Below are 20,764 nucleotides of genomic sequence, written 5' to 3'. Positions count from 1 at the left end.
CCCTCGTGACCCCTCTGCTGTTGCCGATCGCCGACTCCGCGCACACCCGGCGGGCCGCCCGGGCGCTGCTGCGCCCGTACCGTCGGATGGCCGCCGTCGCGGGCCTGGCCCTGGCCGTCGCCACCGTGATCGGGCTCGCGGGTGTCGACCTGCTCGGGCGGATCGTGGACGACGTGCGGGCCGGCGGCACCGGCCTGGCCCGCCCGGCGGCGCTGCTCGCGCTCGCCGCCGCGGTGCACGGCATCGGTACGGCGATCGGCACCGCCCGGATCGCGGAGGTGGGCGAACGCATGCTCGCCGACCTGCGGGAACGGTTCGTGGAACGCGCGCTGCACCTGCCCCTGGACCGGATCGAGTCGGCCGGCGCCGGCGACCTCACCGCCCGGGTCACGCGGGACGTCACGGCGGTGGCGGAGGCCGTCCGGTACGCGCTGCCCACCCTCGTCCGCTCCGCCCTGAGCATCGGGCTGACCCTGGTCGCGCTCGCCCTGCTGGACTGGCGTTTCCTGCTGGCGGCGCTGGTGGCGGTGCCGTTGCAGGCGGCCACGGTCCGCTGGTACACGCGGACGGCCGGGCCGGTGTACGCCGAGAGCCGCGTGGCGGTCGCCGCGCAGCAGCAGCAGCTCCTCGACTCGTACGCCGGTGTCGACACCGTGCTGGCCTTCGGGCTGGCCGGGCGGCACTGCGACCTGATCGCCACCCGGTCGGTGGCCGCCGTGGACCTGTCGCTGCGCGGTGTCGGCCTGCTCAGCCGCTTCTTCAGCCGGCTCAACCTGGCCGAGTTCGTCGCCCTGGGCGGCGTGCTGACCGTCGGCTACCTGCTGGTCGGCTCCGGGACGGTCACCGTCGGTACGGCGACCGCCGCCGCGCTGTACCTGCACAACCTGTTCAATCCGATCAACGCCGCGCTGGGGCTGGCGGACGAGGTGCAGGTGGCCCGGGCCGGCCTGGCCCGCCTGGTCGGCATCGCCGACCTGCCGGCGCCCTCCGCCGGGCCGGTGACGCCGCCCGAGCCGGGGCGCCCCGCGATCGCCGTCTCCGGGGTGCGGCACGCCTACCGGCCGGGCGAGGACGTGCTGCACGGCGTCGACCTCGACGTCTGGACGGGGGAGCGGCTGGCCCTGGTGGGAGCCAGCGGGGCGGGCAAGACCACGCTGGCGTCGCTGGTGGCGGGCACCCACCGTCCACAGGGGGGCCGGATCGCCCTGGGCGGCCACGACCTCGCCGCGCTGGCCCCGGCCGAGCTGCGGCGCCGGGTGGTCATCATCACCCAGGACGTGCACGTCTTCGCCGGCACCCTGGCCGACGACCTGCGCCTGGCCCGGCCCGGCGCGGCGGACCCCGAGCTGTGGGCGGCGCTGGACCGGGTCGGTGCGCGGGATTGGGTACGGGCGTTGCCCGACGCCCTGGCGACGGTGGTCGGCGAGGGCGGGCACCGGCTCACCGGGGAGCAGGCGCAGCACCTCGCCCTGGCCCGCCTGGTGCTGGCCGACCCGCCGGTGGTGATCCTGGACGAGGCCACCGCGGATGCCGGCAGCGCCGGGGCGCGTGCCCTGGAGGAGGCGGCGAACCGGGCGCTGTCGGGCCGGACCGCCATCGTGGTCGCGCACCGGCTCACCCAGGCCGCCGAGGCGGACCGGGTGGTGGTGATGGCGGACGGGCGGATCGTCGAGTCCGGCACGCACGGCGCCCTGCTCGGCGCCGGGGGACCGTACGCCGCACTGTGGAGCGCCTGGTCGGCCCACCGCTGACCGGGCCCGCGCCGAACACGGCGCGCGCCCGGGTGCGCGGGGTCAGGGCCGGCTGGTCAGGTAACCGCCCATGCTGGTGAAGTACTTGACCGCCGACAGTTCCTCGCCGTCCTCGGTGCGGACGCGGGTGAGCAGCAGGCCCCTGTTGCGGCCCCGGCGGGCGTCGGCGCCGGCCACGATCGCGACGCCGTCGCCCTCGCGGTAGAAGATCCGGCCGGGGGTGCCGCCGTACACGTGGGCGGACACCTCGGCGGACACGATCTCGATGCGGCGGCCCCGGTGGTAGCAGAAGGCCTGCGGGTAGGGCGCGCACTGGGCCCGGACGAGCCGGTCGAGTTCCTCGGCCGACCAGGTCCAGTCGATGCGGATGTCCTCCTCGGACCGCTTGTGGAAGAAGCTGGCCCGGCTGCGGTCCTGCGGGGTGAAGTCGGTGCGCCCGCTGGCGATCTCGGCGAGCCCGTCGACCGTGATCGGCCCGAACAGCGCGAGGGTCTTCCGGAACAGGTCCGCGGTGGTGTCCCGCGGCCCGACGTCGACGCTGCGCTGGAGCACGATCGGGCCCGCGTCGAGGGTCGCGTCCATCATGTGCGCGGTCACGCCGACCTCGGGCTCGTTGTTGATCAGCGCCCAGATCAGCGGGGCGAACCCGGCGTACGCGGGCAGCAGCGAGTCGTGCACGTTGAGCGTGCCCAGCCGGGGCAGGGTGAAGATCCGCGGGGGAATCCACGTGCGCCAGTTGGTGGCCACGATGACGTCCGGCGCCAGTGCCACGAGCTGCTGGTACAGCTCGTCGTCATCGGGGCGCTCGCGCACGGTGACCGGTACGCCGTGTGCCTCGGCGAGTTCGGCGACCGAGTCGGACCAGATCCGCTCGTACGCCCCCTCGCCGACGGGATGGGTCACGACGCCGACGACCTCGTGCTCGGAGTCGAGCAGTGCCTGGAGCGTGCGGTGCCCCCACGTCTGATAGCCGAACATGACGACGCGCAATGTCAACCTCCAGGGTGTGCCCGACGGGCGGTAATAAGGTTAGCCTCAGCTTAAAGAAGGGGAACCTAAGTTCCGGGCCACCCTCCTTCGGCGGACGATCTTAGTTAGGTTAGGCTACCCTTCGTTAGGCGGTGCACCGTGGCCGCGAGTCGCGCGAGGGGACGGACATGTCTCAGCCTCTTCCCAGCGGAAGTCCCGTGTTCGACCTTCTGGGCGTGGGCTTCGGCCCGTCCAATCTGGCCCTGGCGATCGCCGTGGCGGAACACAACGGCGGCGCCGACCAGGACGCGGGAGTCCACGCCCGGTTCCTGGAACGGCAGGCCGGGTTCGGTTGGCACCGCGGCATGCTGATCGACGACGCCACCATGCAGGTGTCCTTCCTCAAGGACCTCGTGACGCTGCGCAACCCGAGCAGCGACTTCACCTTCGTGCGCTACCTGCACGAACAGGGGCGCCTGGTCGACTTCATCAACCACAAGACGCTGTTCCCGCTGCGCGTCGAGTTCCACGACTACTTCACCTGGGCCGCCGCCCGCGTCGCCGACCAGGTCAGCTACGACACCGAGGTTGTCTCCGTGCGGCCCGTACCCGTGGACGGCGAGGTGGACACGCTGGAGGTGGTCTCCCGCAGCGGCGGCGACCTGGTCACCCACCGCGCCCGCAACCTCGTCGTCGGCACCGGTCTGCGGCCGCGCATGCCCGGCGGCGTCGAGCGCACCGACCGGGTCTGGCACAGCAGCGACCTGCTGCACAGGGTCGACGGGCTGCGCGGCGTGGACGGACTGCGCGGCGGCGCGCCGCGCCGGTTCGTCGTCGTGGGCGCGGGGCAGTCCGCCGCCGAGGCCGCCGCGTACCTGCACCGGGAGTTCCCCACCGCCGAGGTCTGCGCGGTCTTCTCCCGGTACGGATATTCGCCCGCCGACGACAGCGCCTTCGCCAACCGGATCTTCGACCCGGCGGCCGTGGACGACTACTACACCGCGCCGGAGCACACCAAGCAGCGGCTCATGGACGTGCACGGCAACACCAACTACTCCGTCGTGGACATCGCCCTCATCGACGAGCTGTACCGGCGGGAGTACCAGGAGAAGGTGCTCGGGCAGCGGCGGCTGCGGCTGCTCAACGTCACCCGGATGCGCGGCGTCACCGAGACCGGCAGCGGCGTCGACGTCGCCGTCGAGTCCCTGGTCACCGGCCGGCAGAGCACCCTGACCGCCGACGCGCTGATCTGCGCGACCGGATACGACAACGCCGATCCGTTCGCCCTGCTCGGGCCGGTCGCCGACCTGTGCCTGCGGGACGAGCGCGGCCGTCCCCGCGTCGGCCGCGACTACCGCGCCGTGACCGTCCCCGAGCTGCGCTGCGGCATCTACCTGCAGGGCGGCACCGAACACACGCACGGGATCACCTCGCCGCTGCTGTCCAACACCGCGGTGCGGGTCGGCGAGATGCTCGGCTCCCTCGTGGCGCACCGCGCGGCCCCGGCCCTCGCGGTCGCCTGACGTCCGCCCCGTCCCTTGTCCGGGCCGCAGCGCCCGCGCTTCCCCCTGGAAGGAAACCCATGTCCCCTCGCCTCCGCACCCGCCTTGGTGCGGCCGTGACCGCCCTCGCGGCGAGCCTCGCGCTGGCCGCCTGCGGCACGGATGCCGAGCCCACCACCGGCGCCTCCGCCGGGGCGGCGTTCCCGGTCCGGCTCACCCACAAGTACGGCACCACCGAGATCACGGCGGCGCCCCGGCGCGTGGTCACCCTCGGGCTCAGCGACGCCGACGCCGTGCTCGCGTTGGGCGTCAAGCCGGTCGGGGTCGTGGACTGGTTCGAGGAGAAGCCGTACGGCAAGTGGCCGTGGGCGCAACCCGCGTGGGGCGGCACCGCCCCGGCGATCGTCGGGCTGCGCGACGAGTACAACCTGGAGAAGGTCGCCGCCGCCAGGCCGGACGTGATCATCGCCCAGTACTCGGGCATGAAGAAGGAGCAGTACGACACGCTCAGCAGGATCGCGCCGGTGGTCGCCCAGCCGGTCGGCTTCGCCGACTACCAGGCGCCCTGGCGCGACATGAGCCGCGTCATCGGCCGGGCGCTCGGCCAGTCGGCCAAAATGGACCAGCTCATCGCGGACGTCGACACCAAGTTCGCTGCGGCCCGCACCGCGCACCCGGGATGGGCCGGGAGGACCGTGGCGATCGCGGAGATCTACGAGGCCGGCAAGTTCTCGGCGTTCCATCCGAACGACCCGAAGATGATCTTCATGAAGGAGCTGGGCTTCACCGCCTCGCCCGCCTACAGCCGGGCCGTCGGCAGCCAGAACGTCGCCGACATCGGCTACGAGCGGTTCGACGTGCTGGAGGGCGACCGGCTCATCTGGTTCGTCACCGGCGACGGCACCAGGGAGCAACTCGCGGCGAACACCACGTACCAGCAGCTCGGGGTCGCCAGGGAACACCGGGACCTGTACCTGGACTACGAGAACCCGCCGGTCGCCACCGCGATGTCCTTCAACACCGTGCTGAGCATCCCGTACGCGCTGGACCGGATCCAGCCGCAGCTCGGCCAGTAGAACCACCGCAGCACCCCTGGGGGAGACACCGAGATGCCGTACGCGCAAGCCCATCCGCAGCCGTCGTCGCACGGCATCCGGCCTCCCGTGGACTGCCCGGAGCTGACCTGGCCCGCCGCCTTCGAGGCGGTGGCCGCCCGGCAGCCCGGAGCGGTCGCGGTGGTGTGCGAGGACGACGCGCTGACGTACGCCGAACTGGATGCCTCCGCCAACCGGCTCGCCCGCCTGCTCGGCGAACGCGGCGTGCGCGCCGGCGACGTCGTCGGGGTCGCCCTGCCCCGCGGCGTCGACCTGATCGCCGCGATCCTCGGCGTGCTCAAGGCGGGCGCCGCCTACCTGCCGGTGGACCTCGACCAGCCCGCCGACCGGGTCGGCTACGTCCTCGCCGACTCGCACACCCGGCTCGTCGTCACCACGGTCGACGCCGGGCTGCCCGACGGCGTCGGCGCGGTGACCCTCGCCGACGCGGCCGGGCTGCCGGACACACCGGTCGGCGTGGCCGTCGCCCTGGACGACGCCGCGTACGTGATCTACACGTCCGGGTCCACCGGGCGGCCCAAGGGCGTCGTCGTCACCCACGACGGCATCGGGTCGCTCATCGTCACCGCGACCCGGCGGATCGGGGTGACCCCGCAGTCCCGAGTGGCCCAGTTCGCCTCCGTCGGGTTCGACGTGGCCGTCTGGGACATGGTGATGGTGCTGTGCGTCGGCGGCACCCTGGTCGTCGTGCCCACCCTGCGGCGGGTAGCGGGCGAGGACCTCACCTCCTACCTGTGCGCCCACCGGGTCACCCACGCGATCCTGCCGCCCGCCCTGGTGGCCGCGCTGCCCGCGACGTGCACCCTGCCGCCCGGGATGGTGCTCGTCGTCGGCACCGAGACCGTGCCCGCGTCACTGCTCGCCCGGTGGGGTGCCCGCCTGCGCATCGTCGTCGCGTACGGGCTCACCGAGGCCACGGTGAACTCGACACTGTGGCTCGCGACCCCCGGCTGGGACGGGCCGCCGCCGATCGGTGAACCGGACCCGAACACCCGCTGCTACGTGCTCGACGACGCGCTGCGCCCGGTGACCGGCGACGCCGAGGGGGAGCTGTACGTGGCCGGGCGCGGCCTCGCCCGCGGCTATCTCCACCAGCCCGCCCTCACGGCGACCCGGTTCGTCGCCGACCCGTACACCATGGGCGGCCGGATGTACCGCACCGGGGACCGGGCCCGGTGGAATCCCGACGGGACGATCGACTTCCTCGGGCGCGCCGACTCCCAGATCAAGATCCGCGGGTACCGCATCGAACCGGGTGAGGTGTCCAGCGTCCTCCTGGAACACCCGGCCGTCGCCGGAGCCGCGGTGCTGGCCCGCCGGGACCAGCGCGGCGCCCAGCGGCTCGTCGCGTACGTGTCCGCGCGGACCGGCGGCCACGCCGGGGCCGCGGCGGACATCCGGGCCTTCGTGGCGGCGAAGCTGCCGGAGTACCTGGTGCCGTCGGCCGTGGTCGTGCTCGACGGGCCGCTGCCCACCAACGCCAGCGGAAAGACCGACACGGGGGCGCTGCCCGAGCCGGACTGGGGCGCCGCCGTCAGCGACACCCGCGCCGGCACCCCCACCGAGGCCACCCTCGCCGCCCTGTTCGCCGAGGTGCTGCACCTGCCCGGGGTCGGCGTCCACGACAGCTTCTTCGCGCTCGGCGGCGACAGCATCGTCGCCATCAGCCTCGTCTCCGGCGCCCGGCGCGCCGGGCTGCACCTCACCCCACGCGAGGTCTTCGAACTGCAGACCGTCGCCGCGCTGGCCGCCGTCGCCGACACCCGGAACAGCGGCGTGGCCCGGCACGACCCGTTCACGGGCCGCGTCCCGGCCACGCCGATCCTCGCCTGGCTGCGCGACCTTGCACCGACCCGGCGGTTCTACCAGGCCACCGTCCTGCGTACCCCGGCCGCGCTGACCACCGCGGATGCCGTCCGGCTCGTCCGGGCCATCGTGGACCACCACGACCTGCTGCGGGCGCGGCTGCGCGCCGACGGCGGCTTCGACGTCCCCGAACCGGGCACGGTGGCCGCCGCGGATCTCGTGCGCGCGGCTCCGGTCGGCGCGTCGGTCGGTGCGCTGACCCGGGAAGCGGTCCAGCGGCTCGACCCGGCCGGCGGGGTGATGCTCCAGGTGGTTCACCTGACAGCCGCACCGGGTGCCGAAACGGGCGGGCGGCTGCTGCTCGTCCTGCACCACAGCGTCGCCGACGGGGTCACCTGGCGGATCCTCGCGGACGACCTCGCTGCCGGATGGGCCGACCTGGCCGCCGGCCGGCGGATCGCGCTGGCGCCCGTACCGACCGGTTTCGGGCGGTGGGCGCGGATCCAGCGGGAGGCCGCGTCCGCGCGTACCGGTGAGCTGGCGTACTGGCGGGGCGTGCTGGCCGGCGGGGACGCCGGGCTCGGGGCCGCCGAACCCGGGCCCGCGGACACCGCGGACACCGCGCGCCGGCACACCGTCACCCTGCCCGACGGGCTGACCGCGCCGCTGCTCGGTGAGCTGCCCGCCGCGTTCGCGGGCGGCGTCAACGACATCCTGCTCACCGCGCTCGCGCTCGCCGTCGGGCGGTGGCGCGCCGAGCGCACCGGCCACACCGGCCACACCGGCACCGACGTCCTCATCGAACTCGAAGGCCACGGGCGGGAGGAGTTCGGCGGCGCCGACCTGTCCCGTACGGTCGGCTGGTTCACCACCCTGTTCCCGGTCCGGCTCGACCCCGGCCCGGCCGACGATCTGTCCGCCGCGGTCAAGGCGGTGAAGGAACAACTGCGCGCGGCCCCGGACCACGGCATCGGGTACGGCATGCTCCGGTACCAGGCCCGCGTCGGCGCGCTCACCGACGCGCCCACGCCGCGCATCCTCTTCAACTACCTGGGCCGGTTCGCGGGCAGCGACGCCGACTGGGCGGTCGCCGACGGCGACCCGATCGCGGAGGACCGCGATCCGGGTCAGCCGATCACCCACCAGCTGGAGATCGACGCCGCCGTCCGCGACGAGGCGGACGGTCCCCGGCTGTCCGCGACCTTCACCTGGCCCGGCCGGGTGCTCGCCGACGCGGACGTCGCCGACCTGGCGCGCCGCTGGGTGGCGGCGCTGGCCGCGATCGCCGCCGCGGCCGCCGAGCCCGGCTTCGGCGGACGCACCCCCTCCGACTTCCCCCTCGTGCCGCTCACCCGGGACCAGGTCGACGCGCTGCGCGGCGTCGAGATCCTGCCGGCGTCGCCGCTGCAGGCCGGCATGTTCTTCGCCCGCGCGTCCGGCGACACCGACGAGTACGCGGTCACCCAGCGCATCGACCTGGCCGGACCGGTCGACCCGGCCACGCTGCGCCGGGCCGTCGAGGCCGTCGTGGCCCGGCACCCCGCCCTGCGTACGCGGTTGCACCTGCTCGACGGGACGCGGCTGCTGCAGGTCGTCGCCGACACCGTGACGGTGCCGTGGCGCGAACTGCCCGCGGGTGCCGACATCTCCGCGGAACTCGCCGCCGACCGCGCGACAGGGTTCGACCTGAGCGTCGCGCCGCTGCTGCGCGCCGTGTACGCACCCACCGCGTCCGGTGGCGTCCTCGGGCTGGTCGTGCACCACGCCGTCGCGGACGGCTGGTCCGAGCCGATCCTGCTGGCCGACATCCTGCGGGCGTACTCGGGGCAACCGCTGCCGCCCGCCGCGCCCGCCGCTGCCGCCGCGCGGTGGCTGGCCGGACGCGACCACGCCGCCGCCGAGGCGGCCTGGCGCACCGAACTGGCCGGGCTCACCGAACCCACCCTGCTGGCCGACCCGACGGCCCCCGCCGCGGACGCGGCAGTCGTGGTCGACGAGTGGGACGCGGAGGCCACCGCCGCCCTGCTGGCCGCCGCCCGCACGCACGGCGTCACCCTCGGCACCGTGCTGCACGCGGCCGTCGGCTTCGCCCTCGGCCAGGAGACCGGCCGCGCCGACGTCGTCGTGCACAGCACGGTGTCCGGCCGCCCCGCCGACCTGCCCGGAGTCGCCGACATGGTCGGCCTCTTCGTCAACACGCTGCCCGTGCGGGTCCGCTGGTCCCCGATGGACGGTCTCGCCGACACCCTCGCCGCGCACCAGCGGCGGCAGGCCGGCCTGCTGGACCACCAGCACTTCGGCCTCGCCGACGCGTTGCGCATCACCGGGCTGCCGGCGCTGTCCGGCGTGCTGGTCGTGGTGGAGAACTACCCCGGCGCGCGTGCCCTGACCAGCGTCGACGGCGCCGTGCGGGTCACCGGCACGAGCACCGTGGAGAGTCTGCACCACCCGCTGGAACTCACCGTCACTCCGGGCGAGCGGCTGCGGCTGCGCTGCGAGTACGACCCGACCCGGCTGCCCGACGGCGCCGCCGGCCGCCTGCTGGCCGCCGTCCGGCGGGTCGCCGCCACCCTCGCCGCCGCGCCCGGCACCCCGATGTGCCGGCTCGCGCTGGCCGACACCCGGCCGCTCGACGGCGGACCGGCGGTCCCCGGCGCCCCGCCCACCCTGCACGGATGGATCGCCGCGCAGGTGCAGGACCGCCCGGACGCGGTCGCGGTCGTCGACGGCGACCACGAGCTGACGTACGGCGAGCTGCACCGCCGCGCCGGGGACCTGGCCGCCCGGCTGCACGCCGCCGGGATCGTCGCGGGCGACGTCGTCGCCGTGTCGCTGCCCCGCGGCGCCGACCAGATCGTCGGCCTGTACGGCATCCTGCTGGCCGGTGCCGCCTACCTGCCGGTCGACCCGGACCACCCGGCGGACCGGGTCGCGTACCTGCTCGGGGACTCCGGCGCCCGGGCCGTGGTCGCCCGTGACGACGCCGACCTGCCCGCCGGCCCGGTACGGGTGCCCGTCGCCGGACGGCCCCCGGTCGGCGAGCCGCCCGCCGTGACGGTGCCGGCGGGGGCGCCCGCGTACCTCATCTACACCTCGGGGTCCACGGGCGCGCCCAAGGGCGTGCTGGTCCCGCACGCCGCAGTGGTCGCCCAACTGTCCTGGCTGCACCAGCGGTACGACCTGGACACCGGAGAACGGTTCCTGCACCAGTACTCGACCAGCTTCGACCCGTCCGTACAGGAGATCTTCGCTCCGCTGACCTGCGGCGGCACGGTCGTCGTCGCCGAACCGGGGGGCCAGCGCGACCCGCTGTACCTGGCCCGGCTCGTCGCACGGCAGCGGGTCACCACCCTCGACCTGGTGCCGTCGATGTACGCCGCGCTGCTGGCCCAGCCGGACCTGGCCGACGGCGCGTGGGCGGCCGGCCTGCGCCGCGCGTTCTCCGGCGGGGAGAACCTCGACCCGTCCACCGCGGCGGCCTGGCGGCACCGCACCGGCGTGCCCCTGTCCAACGTGTACGGCCCGACCGAGGCCGCGATCCAGGTCACCGACTGGCGCACCGGCGAGGGCGACGGGACCGGCGTGCCCATCGGGCGGCCGGTCGCCGGGGTGCGGGCGTACGTGCTCGACCCGTGGCTGCGCCCGGTACCGGCCGGGGTGCCCGGCGAGCTGTACGTGTCGGGCGCCCAACTGGCGCTGGGCTACCACCGGCGGGCGGCGTTGACCGCGGCCCGGTTCGTGGCGGACCCGTTCACGCCGGGCGCCCGGATGTACCGCACCGGGGATCTGGTCAGCTACGACTCGGCCGGGGTGCTGCGGTTCCGGGGCCGCACCGACGACCAGGTGAAGATCCGCGGGGTACGGGTCGAGCCGGGGGAGTCGGCGGCCGCGCTGCGGGCCCTGCCCGGCGTCGCCGACGCGGACGTGCTGGCCCGTCCGGACAGCCGCGGCGTACTGCGACTGGTCGGGTACGCCGCCGGCGCCGGCCTCGACGCGGCACGGCTACGCGCCGACCTGGCCGCGGCGCTGCCCGCGGCCCAGGTGCCCGCCGTCGTGGTCCTGCTGGACGCGCTGCCCCGCACCCCCGGCGGCAAACTCGACCGGACCGCCCTGCCCCACCCGGCGCCCGCCTCCAGCGTGGACGAACCCGGTGCCGCCGGGATGTCCGGCGCGGCGGCGATGCCGCACCCGGTGCGGGTGCTGGCGGAGGCGTTCGCCGAGGTGCTGGGTCTGGCCCGGGTCGGCCCGGACGACGACTTCTTCACGCTCGGCGGGGACAGCATCCTGTCCATCACGGTGGCGACCCGGGCCCGGTCCCGCGGCCTCGTGGTGGGACCACGGGACGTGTTCGCGCGGCGCACCCCGTCGGCGATCGCCGCCGGGCTCGCGGACGCCGGACCGGTGGCCGCCGCGCCGGACGGCATCCACGGCGCGGCCGATGCCGGGGACGTGGTGGCGCTGCCGATCGTCCACCAGTTGCGGGCCGACGGCGGCCCGATCAACCGATTCCACCTGTCGGCGCTGGTGCAGACCCCGGCCGGGGCCGACCCGGTCACGATCGCGGCCGCGCTGCAGGTGGTGATCGACCGGCACGACGCGCTGCGCCTGAGCCTGACCCGCGTCGCCGGTCTGCTGTGGTCGCTGGACGTGCAGCCGGTCGGCGCGGTCGTCGCCGCGCGGCTGCTCACCCCCGTCACCGGCCTCGACGACCTGGCCGGGCACACCGACGCGGCCGTGGGCCGGCTCGACCCCGACGCCGGCGTCATGGTGCAGGCGGTCCACTTCGACGCGGGCGCGCACGCGCCGGGACGGCTGTTCCTCGCCGTGCACCACCTCGCGGTCGACGGGGTGTCGTGGCGCATCCTGCTGGCCGACCTGGCCGCCGCGTACACGGAGGTGGCGGCGGGACGACCCGCGCGGCTGGCGCCCGTGGGCACGTCGCTGCGGGCCTACGGTCGGCTGGTCGCGGCCGAAGCGGTCAACCGGACCAGGCTCGCCGAGCTGGAACACTGGGTGCACACGCTCGCCCCCGGAGCGGAGCTGGTCCCGGGTGCCGCGCGCACCGGCACGGTCGGGGACGCGGGACGGCACACCGTGACATTGGAGGTGGCCGAGTCCCGCCCGCTGCTGACCGCCGACGTCACCGGACGGCTGCTGACCGCCCTGGCCCGGGCGGTCGGGGTGTGGCGCGGGTCGCCCGGCGACCTGCTGGTCGACGTGGAACGCCACGGCCGTACCGACCTCGACGCCGACCTGTCCCGCACCGTCGGATGGTTCACCACGGTGCACCCGGTCCGGCTACCGGCCGGTGCCGATCCGGCGCAGGTCCGGGAGTTGCTGGCCGCCGACGGCGCCGGGTACGGCATGCTGCGCCACCTCAACCCGCAGACCGCGCCGCTGCTGGCCGCCCGGCCGGGCGCGCAGGTGCTGTTCAACTACTACGGCCGGATGCCCGCGGGCACCGGTGACTGGCAGCCCGCGCCGGAGTACGCCGCACCCGGCTACGACCCCGGACTGGCCCTGCCGTACGTGGTGCAGGTCGACGTGGTGTGCCACGACGGCCCGGACGGCCCCCGCTTCGAGGCGACCTGGACCTGGCCGAGGAACGTCGCCGGGCTCACCGACGAAGCCGCGCGCGCCCTGGCCGACGGTTGGCGGGCCGAACTGGCGGAGCCGGCGGCCGCCGCCCTCGCGCGCGGACCGGGCGACGACGTACTCATCGAACTGTCCGACGCCGAGATGGCGGTGATTCACGCCGCGGCGGGTGGCCCGGTCGCCGAGGTGTGGCCGCTGTCGCCGCTGCAGGAGGGCATCCACTTCCACGCCACCTTCGACGCCGCCGCCGCGGACGTGTACACCGCCCGGGACGTGTACACCTTCGCCGCGCCGCTGGACTCCGACCGGCTGCGTGCCGCCGCGGACGAGCTGCTGCGCCGCCACCCGGCGCTGCGCACCGGCATCGTCGCCGACGGGCTGACCAGCCCGGTCCAGTACGTGGCGGAGAACGTCCCGGCGCCACTGACCGTGCACGACCTGAGCGAGCTGCCCGCCGCCGAACAGCAGGCCCGCGTCGCGGCGGAGATCGACGCCGACCGGGCCGCGCGGTTCGACCTGAGCGCCGCGCCGCTGCTGCGGCTCACCCTGCTGCGCTGCGGCGACACCGACCGGCTCGTCCTGTCGCACCACCTGGTCGCGTGGGACGGCTGGTCGCAGGGCACCGTCCTGACCGAACTGCTCGCCCTGTACGCGGGCGACGAGCTACCGGCCGCCCCGTCGTACCGGGAGCACCTGGCGTGGCTGCGCCGGCAGGACCCCGACGAGGGGCTGGCCGCGTGGCGTTCCGCCCTGTCGGGTCTGGACGCGCCCACCCTGCTCGCCGCGTCCGGCGCGACAACCGGGGCGTTGCCGTCGCGGCACGTCACCGAGCTGGGCGCCGAACGCAGCGAACGCTTGCGCGCCACCGCCCGCGCCCGCGGCGTCACCCTCAACACCGTGCTGTCGACCGCGTGGGCGCTGGTGCTCGGCGGCCTGACCGGCCGCACCGACGTGGTGTACGGCGCCACCGTCTCGGGCCGCCCCGCCGACCTGCCCGGCGCGGCCGACACGGTCGGCATGTTCCTCAACACGGTGCCGCAGCGGGTGTCCGTGGACCCGGCCGAGACGCTCGGTGCCCTGCTGCGCCGGGTGCACGACGAGCGCACCGACCTGATGCCGTACGAACATGTCAGCCTGTCGGCGATCCAGGGCACCGGCGGTCCGCTGTTCGACACCCTGTACGTGTTCCAGAACTTCGCCGACGCCGACGGCCTGGCGAACCTCCGGCAGCGGCACGGCATCACGGGGATCACCAGCCGGGACGCCACCCACTTCCCGTTGACCGTCGTGGTGACCCCCGGTGCGTCGCTGCGGCTGCTGTTGCTGCACCAGGCCGGGATCCTTCCCGCGCCGGAGGCGGCGGCGCTGGCCGACCGGTACCTGGCCGTGCTGGACCGCTTCTGCGCCGGGGACCCGGTCGTGGGCGCGCTCGACACGCTGTCCACCGCCGACCGGGAGTTGCTGGCCGCGGAGTGGTCGGCGACCGGGCGCCCGATGATCGGCGATACGGTCGCGGAACTCCTCGCCGCCCAGTGCGCCGCCACCCCCGACGACGTGGCGCTCGTGTTCGGCGCGCAGCGGCTCAGCTACGCCGGCCTGGACGCCCGGATCAACCGCCTGGCCCGCCTGCTGATCGCCCGCGGCGCCGGCCCGGAACGGGTGATCGCGCTGGCCCTGCCCCGGTCGATCGACATGGTGGTGGCGCTGTTCGCGGTGCTGCGCACCGGGGCCGCGTACCTGCCGCTGGACCTGGACCATCCGACGCAGCGGCTGCGCTGGATGCTGGCCGACACCGACCCGGTGTGCGTGGTGACGACCCTGGACGTGCTGGCGCGGCTGGGTGACGTGGCCGCGCCGCTGGTGCTCGACGATCCCGCGGTGCTGGCGGAGCTGGCGGACACCTCACCCGCGCCGGTGACCGACGCCGAGGTGCCGCTGTTCGGCCGGGGCCGCCCCGGCCGCCTGGAACACAGCGCGTACGTGATCTACACGTCCGGGTCGACCGGCCGCCCCAAGGGGGTGGTGACGCCGTACCGGGGTCTGACCAACATGCAGCTCAACCACCAGGAGAACATCTTCGCCCCGGCGATCGCCGCCGCGGGCGGGCGGCGGCTGCGGATCGCGCACACCGTGTCGTTCGCGTTCGACATGTCGTGGGAGGAACTGCTGTGGCTCGTGGAGGGCCACGAGGTGCACGTCTGCGACGAGGTGCTGCGCCGCGACGCCGAGGCGCTGGTCGCCTACTGCGACGCCCACGAGATCGACGTGGTCAACGTGACCCCCACGTACTGTCAGCTGCTCATCGAGCAGGGGCTGCTGGCGGACGGGCCGGGGCGGCACCGGCCCGCGCTGGTGCTGCTGGGCGGCGAGGCCGTCTCCGACGCGGTCTGGTCGGCGCTGCGCGACACCGACGGCACGTACGGCTACAACCTGTACGGCCCCACCGAGTACACGATCAACACGCTCGGCGGGTCCACGGCCGACTCGGCCACCCCGACGGTGGGCCGGGCCATCCGGAACACCCGCGCGTACATCCTGGACGGTCACCTGCGCCCGGTGCCGCCGGGCGCGCCGGGCGAGCTGTACATCGCCGGTGTCGGGCTGGCCCGCGGCTACCACCACCGGGCGGCCCTGACCGCGGCCCGGTTCGTCGCCGACCCGTACGGTGCGCCCGGCACGCGGATGTACCGCACCGGTGACCTGGTGCGCCGCGCCACCGACGGGAACATCGACTTCCTCGGGCGCACCGACGACCAGGTGAAGATCCGCGGGTACCGGGTCGAGCTGGGGGAGATCACCTCGGCGGTGCAGAGCCACCCGGCGATCGCCCACGCGGCGGTGATCGCGGACACCTCGGGCCCGGCGGCCCGGCTCATCGCGTACGTCGTTGCGGTGGCCGGGGACGCGACGACCGACCTCGCCGACATCCTGCGTACCCATCTGGGCCGGACCCTGCCCGAATACATGGTCCCGGCGGTGTTCGTGCCGGTCGGCGCGCTGCCGCTGACCGTGAACGGCAAGCTCGACGTGGCCGCCCTGCCGAAACCGGCCACCGAGCGGCGCGGCGGGCGGCCCGCCGCCACGGCCACCGAGAAGGTCCTCTGTGACCTGTTCGGCGACCTGCTCGGGGTGCCCGACATCGCCGCCGACGACCACTTCTTCCACCTCGGCGGGCACAGCCTGCTGGCCACCCGCCTGGTCAGCCGGGCACGCACCGCGCTCGGCACCCACCTGTCGGTGCGGGACCTGTTCGACGCGCCCAGCCCCGCCGCGCTGGCGGTCCGCGCCGACGCCGGTCGCGACGCGGCGGCCCGCCCGGCACTGCTGGCCCGGCCCCGCCCGGAGCGGATCGGGCTGTCCGCGGCGCAGCAGCGCCTGTGGCTGACCCAGCAGCTCGACGCGGGCTCGGCCGCGTATAACTTCCCGCTCGTGCTGCGCCTGTCCGCGGTGCCGGACGTGGCGGCCCTGTCCGCGGCGCTGACCGACGTGGCCGGGCGGCACGAGTCGCTGCGTACCGTCTTCGGCGTCGACGGGGGCGCCCCGCACCAGCTCGTGCTGCCGGTGGCGGCGGTGCCGGTCGAGGTGGCGGAACCGGCCGACGAGAGGGCAGCGGCGGCCGCCGTGCACGCCGCCGTGCACCGGCCGTTCGACCTGGCGGTCGAGGCGCCGCTGCGGGCCGGCGTGCACCCGCTGACCGGCGGCGGGTGCCTGCTGGTGCTGCTGCTGCACCACATCGCCACCGACGAGTGGTCCGACCGGCCGTTCCTGGCCGACCTGGCCACCGCGTACGCGGCCCGGCGCGCCGGGACGGCGCCCCGGTTCGGCCCCCTGACCGTCCAGTACGCCGACTACACGCTGTGGCAGCGGGACCTGCTCGGCGATCCGGCCGACCCGGCCAGCCCGGCCGCCCGGCAGCTCGACCACTGGGCCCGCACACTGGACGGTGCCCCGCCCGAGCTGGAGCTGCCCACCGACCGGCCCCGCCCCACCGCGCCCACCTTCGCCGGGCGCGAGCTGGAACTGGACATCCCGGCCGCGGACGCGCTGCGCGCGCTGAGCCGCGCGACCGGGGCCAGCATGTTCATGGTGCTGCACGCGGGCGTCGCCGCCCTGCTGCACCGGCTGGGCGCGGGCTGCGACCTGCCGATCGGCGCCCCGATCGCGGGCCGTACCGACGAAGCCCTCGACGACCTCGTCGGCTTCTTCGTCAACACCCTGGTGCTGCGAACCGACCTGTCCGGCGACCCCACGTTCGCCGCGCTGGTCGAGCGGGTACGCCGGACCGACCTGGCCGCGTTCGCCCACGCCGACGTGCCGTTCGAGGCGGTCGTGGAGCACCTCAACCCGCCCCGCTCGCTGGCCCGCAACCCGCTGTTCCAGGTGATGGTCGGCTACCACGCCCGCAGCGGCGCGGACACGGTCACCCTCGGCGACCTGACCGGCGAGTGGGAGCCGGTGGAACACCGGTCTGCGAAGTTCGACCTGGTGTTCAGTTTCGCCGACCACACCGACACGGGCCGGCTGGTGTGCCGGATCGAGTACGCCACGGACCTGTTCGACCCGGCCACCGCGGCCACCATCGGGCAACGCCTCACCCGGCTGCTGGACGCGGTCGCCGCGGACCCGGCGGTCCCGGTCAGCGCGGTCGACATCCTGCTGCCCGGCGAGCGGGCACGGGTGCTGCACGACTGGAACGACACGGCCCGCGACGTCGCGGAGCTGACCTGGCCGGAGCTGTTCGCCCGCGCGGTCGACGAGCGCCCCGACGCGGTCGCGGTGGTCGACACCGACGGCGAGTGGACGTACGCGCAGCTCGACGGGTACTCCAACCGGCTGGCCCGGCTGCTGGCCGCCGCCGGGGTCGGCGCGGAGTCCGTGGTCGCGCTCGGGCTGCCCCGGAGCCGGGAGTTCCCGGCCGCCGTGCTGGCGGTGCTCAAGCTCGGGGCGGCGTACCTGCCGCTGGAGCCGGCGCATCCGGCCGACCGGCTGGCCTACCAGCTGGCCGACTCCCGCGCGGCGGTGGTGGTGACCACGTCTGAGCTGTCGAGCCGGATTCCCGGCGATCTGCCCCGGCTGGTGCTGGACGAGCCGGGCACGCTCGCCGCCGCCGACCCGGGTGCGCTGGGCCGGGCGCCGATCCCGCTGCACGCCGCCGCGTACGTCATCTACACCTCCGGGTCGACCGGCCGCCCCAAGGGGGTGTGCGTGCCGCACGAGGGCATCGCTTCGCTGGCCGCGACCGCGATCGACAGGATGCGGCTGACCCGCGACTCGCGGGTGCTCCAGTTCGCCTCACCCGGCTTCGACGTGGCCGTGTTCGAGCAGGTGATGGCGTTGTGTGTGGGCGGCACCCTGGTGATCTGCCCCGAGCGGGCACGGGTCGCCGGTCCCGCGCTGACCGACTTCGTCGCCGCGCACGCGGTCACCCACCTGATCCTGCCGCCGTCGCTGCTGGCCGCCCTGCCGGACGGCTGCGAGCTGCCCGGGGGCGCGACGGTCCTGGTCGGCACGGAGACCGTGCCGCCGGAGCTGATCGGACGGTGGGCGCGGCGGCTCAACCTGCTCGGCGCGTACGGCCTGACCGAGGCCACCGTCAATAGCACCCTGTGGCAGTCCGTGCCCGGCTGGGCGCAGGCCGTCCCGATCGGCGTACCCGACCCGAACACCCGGTGCTATGTGCTGGACGGCGCGCTGCGCCCGGTCCCGCCCGGCGTACCCGGCGAGCTGTACGTGGGCGGGCGTGGCCTGGCCCGCGGTTACCTGGGCCGGCCCGATCTGACCGCCGCCCGTTTCGTCGCCGACCCGTACGGGCCGCCCGGCGCCCGGATGTACCGCACCGGGGACCGGGCCCGCCGGCGGGCCGACGGAACCATCGACTTCCTCGGCCGCCTCGACGACCAGGTGAAGATCCGTGGTTTCCGGATCGAACCGGGCGAGGTGGCCGCCGCGCTCACCGCCCACCCGGACGTCATGCAGGCCGTCGCCGTGGTGGACCGCGACGGCCCGCTGACCCGCCTGATCGGCTACGCCAGGGCCACCCCCGGCGCCGACGCCGAGCTGGTCCGGGCGTTCGCGGCCACCCGGCTGCCCGAGTACATGGTGCCGTCGATGGTCGTCCTGCTCGACCGGCCGCTGCCGCTGACCAGCAACGGCAAGCTCAACCGGGCGGCGCTGCCCGCACCGGACTGGACCGCGCTGACCGGTGATGACGAGCCGGCCACCGACACGGAACGGGCCCTCGCCGCCATCGTGGCCGACCTGCTGCGGCTGCCGCGCGTCGGCGTACGGGACAGCTTCTTCGCCCTCGGCGGCCACTCGATGCTGGCCATGCTGCTGGTCGGCCGGGTCCGCGCCGAACTGGGCGCGGAACTGTCCCTCCGCGACGTGTTCGACGCGCCCACGGTCGCCGGCCTGGCCGTCCGGATGCGGCTGTCGGCCGTGTCCTGCCGGGCCGACAGGGGCGAGCGGCGGCCCACGGCCGCACCCGCCCACGCCCCGCGGCCCGCCGACCTCCCCGTGGCGCCCGCGCAGGTGCATCTGACGGCGGGGCAGTGGGACCACGCCCTGCTGCTGCGGGCGCCGGACGGCTTCGACCCGGCCGCGCTGGCCGCCGCGTGGGCGGACGTGTGCGCCCGGCACGAGCCGCTGCGCACTGTCCTGCGGGACGGCCGCCAGGTGCTGGTCGGCGCGCCCGCGCTGCGCGAGGTCACGGTCACCGGCATCACCCTCGACGTGGCCGCCGAGACCATCGCCGGTCAGCCACGCGACGGCGACGGTCCGGTAGGGGCGTATCTGATGACCCGCGACGGGGCGCAGGCGCTGCTGCTGACCATGGCGTACGAGGCGGTCGACGAGTGGTCGGTGCTGCCGTTGACAGACGACCTCGCGGCGGCGTACGGGGCCCGCCGGGCCGGGCGGGCACCGGACTGGGCGCCGCTGCCGGTGACCTACGCCGACGCCACCCGGTGGTGGTGGGACCTTCTCGGCGATCCGGCCGACCCGCGGAGCCGGTACGCACGCCAGCTCGCCTGGTGGCGCGACCACCTCCGCGACGCCCCGCCGCTGCGGCTGCCCACGGACCGGCCGGCGCCGGAGCGGCGCACCGGCCGGGGCGGCGAGGTGGAGCTGACCCTGAACGCCGCCGAACACGCGGCCGTGGACGCGCTCGCCGAGGCCACCGGCACCAGCATGTTCATGGTGCTGCACGCCGCCCTGGCCGCCGTGCTCACGGCGCGGGGCGCGGGCGCCGACCTGCCGATCGGCATCCTCACGGCGGGCCGCACCGACGCCGCGCTGGCCGATCTGGTCGGGTGCTTCGCGCACCCGCTGGTGCTGCGCACCGACACCGGGGACGACCCGAGCGCCGCCGAACTGCTCGGCCGGGTACGCGCGGCCACCCTGTCCGCCCTCGACCACCAGGACGTGCCGTGGGCCGCCGTCCGGGCGGCGACGCTCGGCGCGGACCCGTCCGTCCTGGTCGTCCACCACGAGCAGGCGGAGCTGGCCACGCCCGGCGGGGGCGGCTGCGACGCCGTACCGACCCGGGCGGCCCCCGCCGACCTGGTGCTGAGCTGCTACGAACCGCGCGGCGCCGGCGCTGTCGAGTGCTATCTCGGCTACGCCACCGACGTGTTCGACGGGCCCACCGTCGCGGGGCTGGCCGCCGAGCTGCGCGCGACCGTGGCGGCGTTCACCGCCCATCCCGACCGTCCGATCTCCACCCTCAAGGAGCACACATGAGCAACCCGTTCGACGCCGCCGACGGTTCGTTCCTCGTCCTCGTCAACGACGAGCAGCAGCACAGCCTGTGGCCGGCGTTCGCGCCGGTGCCCGACGGCTGGCGGCAGGTCGCCGGCCCGGACAGCCGCCAGGCGTGCCTCGACTTCGTCGAGACGCACTGGACCGACCTGCGCCCCCTGTCCCTGCGGGCCGGGTGATCGCCCCGCCGTCACGGTCGACGCGGGCGCCCGGCACCGTCCTCAGAGGACGAAATGCGGTACGTTCCTTCTGTCGGGATAGGGAGGTA

Annotated in this window: 6 protein-coding genes; 5 read left to right on the top strand and 1 reads right to left on the bottom strand. The window is 75.2% G+C overall.

Annotated elements, in window-relative coordinates:
- Window positions 1–5: 5 nt before the first annotated feature.
- Complete coding sequence (locus tag ACMCNN_RS16875) at window positions 6–1,751, top strand: ABC transporter ATP-binding protein (RefSeq protein ID WP_412741454.1); 1,746 nt, start codon at window positions 6–8, stop codon at window positions 1,749–1,751.
- Between the two features lie 42 nt (window positions 1,752–1,793).
- On the opposite strand, the gene ACMCNN_RS16870 is transcribed toward ACMCNN_RS16875, so the two are convergent.
- Window positions 1,794–2,741, bottom strand: a complete 948-nt coding sequence (locus tag ACMCNN_RS16870) for a methionyl-tRNA formyltransferase (RefSeq protein WP_412747193.1) — start codon at window positions 2,739–2,741, stop codon at window positions 1,794–1,796.
- 167 nt (window positions 2,742–2,908) lie between these two features.
- Here ACMCNN_RS16870 and ACMCNN_RS16865 point away from each other — a divergent pair, with 167 nt between their 5' ends.
- The 4 genes from ACMCNN_RS16865 (at window position 2,909) to ACMCNN_RS16850 (ending at window position 20,675) form a co-directional block, all read left to right on the top strand.
- Window positions 2,909–4,243 (top strand): lysine N(6)-hydroxylase/L-ornithine N(5)-oxygenase family protein, encoded by a 1,335-nt coding sequence (locus ACMCNN_RS16865; RefSeq protein WP_412741453.1) that lies wholly within the window; start codon window positions 2,909–2,911, stop codon window positions 4,241–4,243.
- Between the two features lie 59 nt (window positions 4,244–4,302).
- Window positions 4,303–5,298: an iron-siderophore ABC transporter substrate-binding protein gene (locus tag ACMCNN_RS16860; protein ID WP_412741452.1), complete on the top strand. Its 996-nt coding sequence runs from the start codon at window positions 4,303–4,305 to the stop codon at window positions 5,296–5,298.
- Between the two features lie 87 nt (window positions 5,299–5,385).
- Window positions 5,386–20,478 carry an amino acid adenylation domain-containing protein gene (locus tag ACMCNN_RS16855; RefSeq protein WP_412747192.1) on the top strand — a complete coding sequence of 5,031 codons (15,093 nt, stop codon included), beginning with the start codon at window positions 5,386–5,388 and terminating at the stop codon, window positions 20,476–20,478.
- On the top strand, window positions 20,475–20,675 hold the full coding sequence (locus ACMCNN_RS16850; RefSeq protein ID WP_412741451.1) for an MbtH family protein: 201 nt from the start codon (window positions 20,475–20,477) through the stop codon (window positions 20,673–20,675). The genes ACMCNN_RS16855 and ACMCNN_RS16850 overlap by 4 nt, the downstream gene beginning before the upstream one ends.
- Window positions 20,676–20,764: the final 89 nt, after the last annotated feature.

It is taken from the genome of Krasilnikovia sp. MM14-A1004, from assembly GCF_047159485.1.
Classification (GTDB): Bacteria; Actinomycetota; Actinomycetes; order Mycobacteriales; family Micromonosporaceae; genus Actinoplanes.
This window is presented reverse-complemented; position numbering and strand designations above follow the sequence as displayed.

Bases quoted from the DNA above. Each gene is read 5' to 3' on its own strand.
- ACMCNN_RS16850 (WP_412741451.1), top strand. From the start codon at position 20,475: ATGAGCAACCCGTTCGACGCCGCCGACGGTTCGTTCCTCGTCCTCGTC.
- ACMCNN_RS16865 (WP_412741453.1), top strand. From the start codon at position 2,909: ATGTCTCAGCCTCTTCCCAGCGGAAGTCCCGTGTTCGACCTTCTGGGC.
- ACMCNN_RS16860 (WP_412741452.1), top strand. From the start codon at position 4,303: ATGTCCCCTCGCCTCCGCACCCGCCTTGGTGCGGCCGTGACCGCCCTC.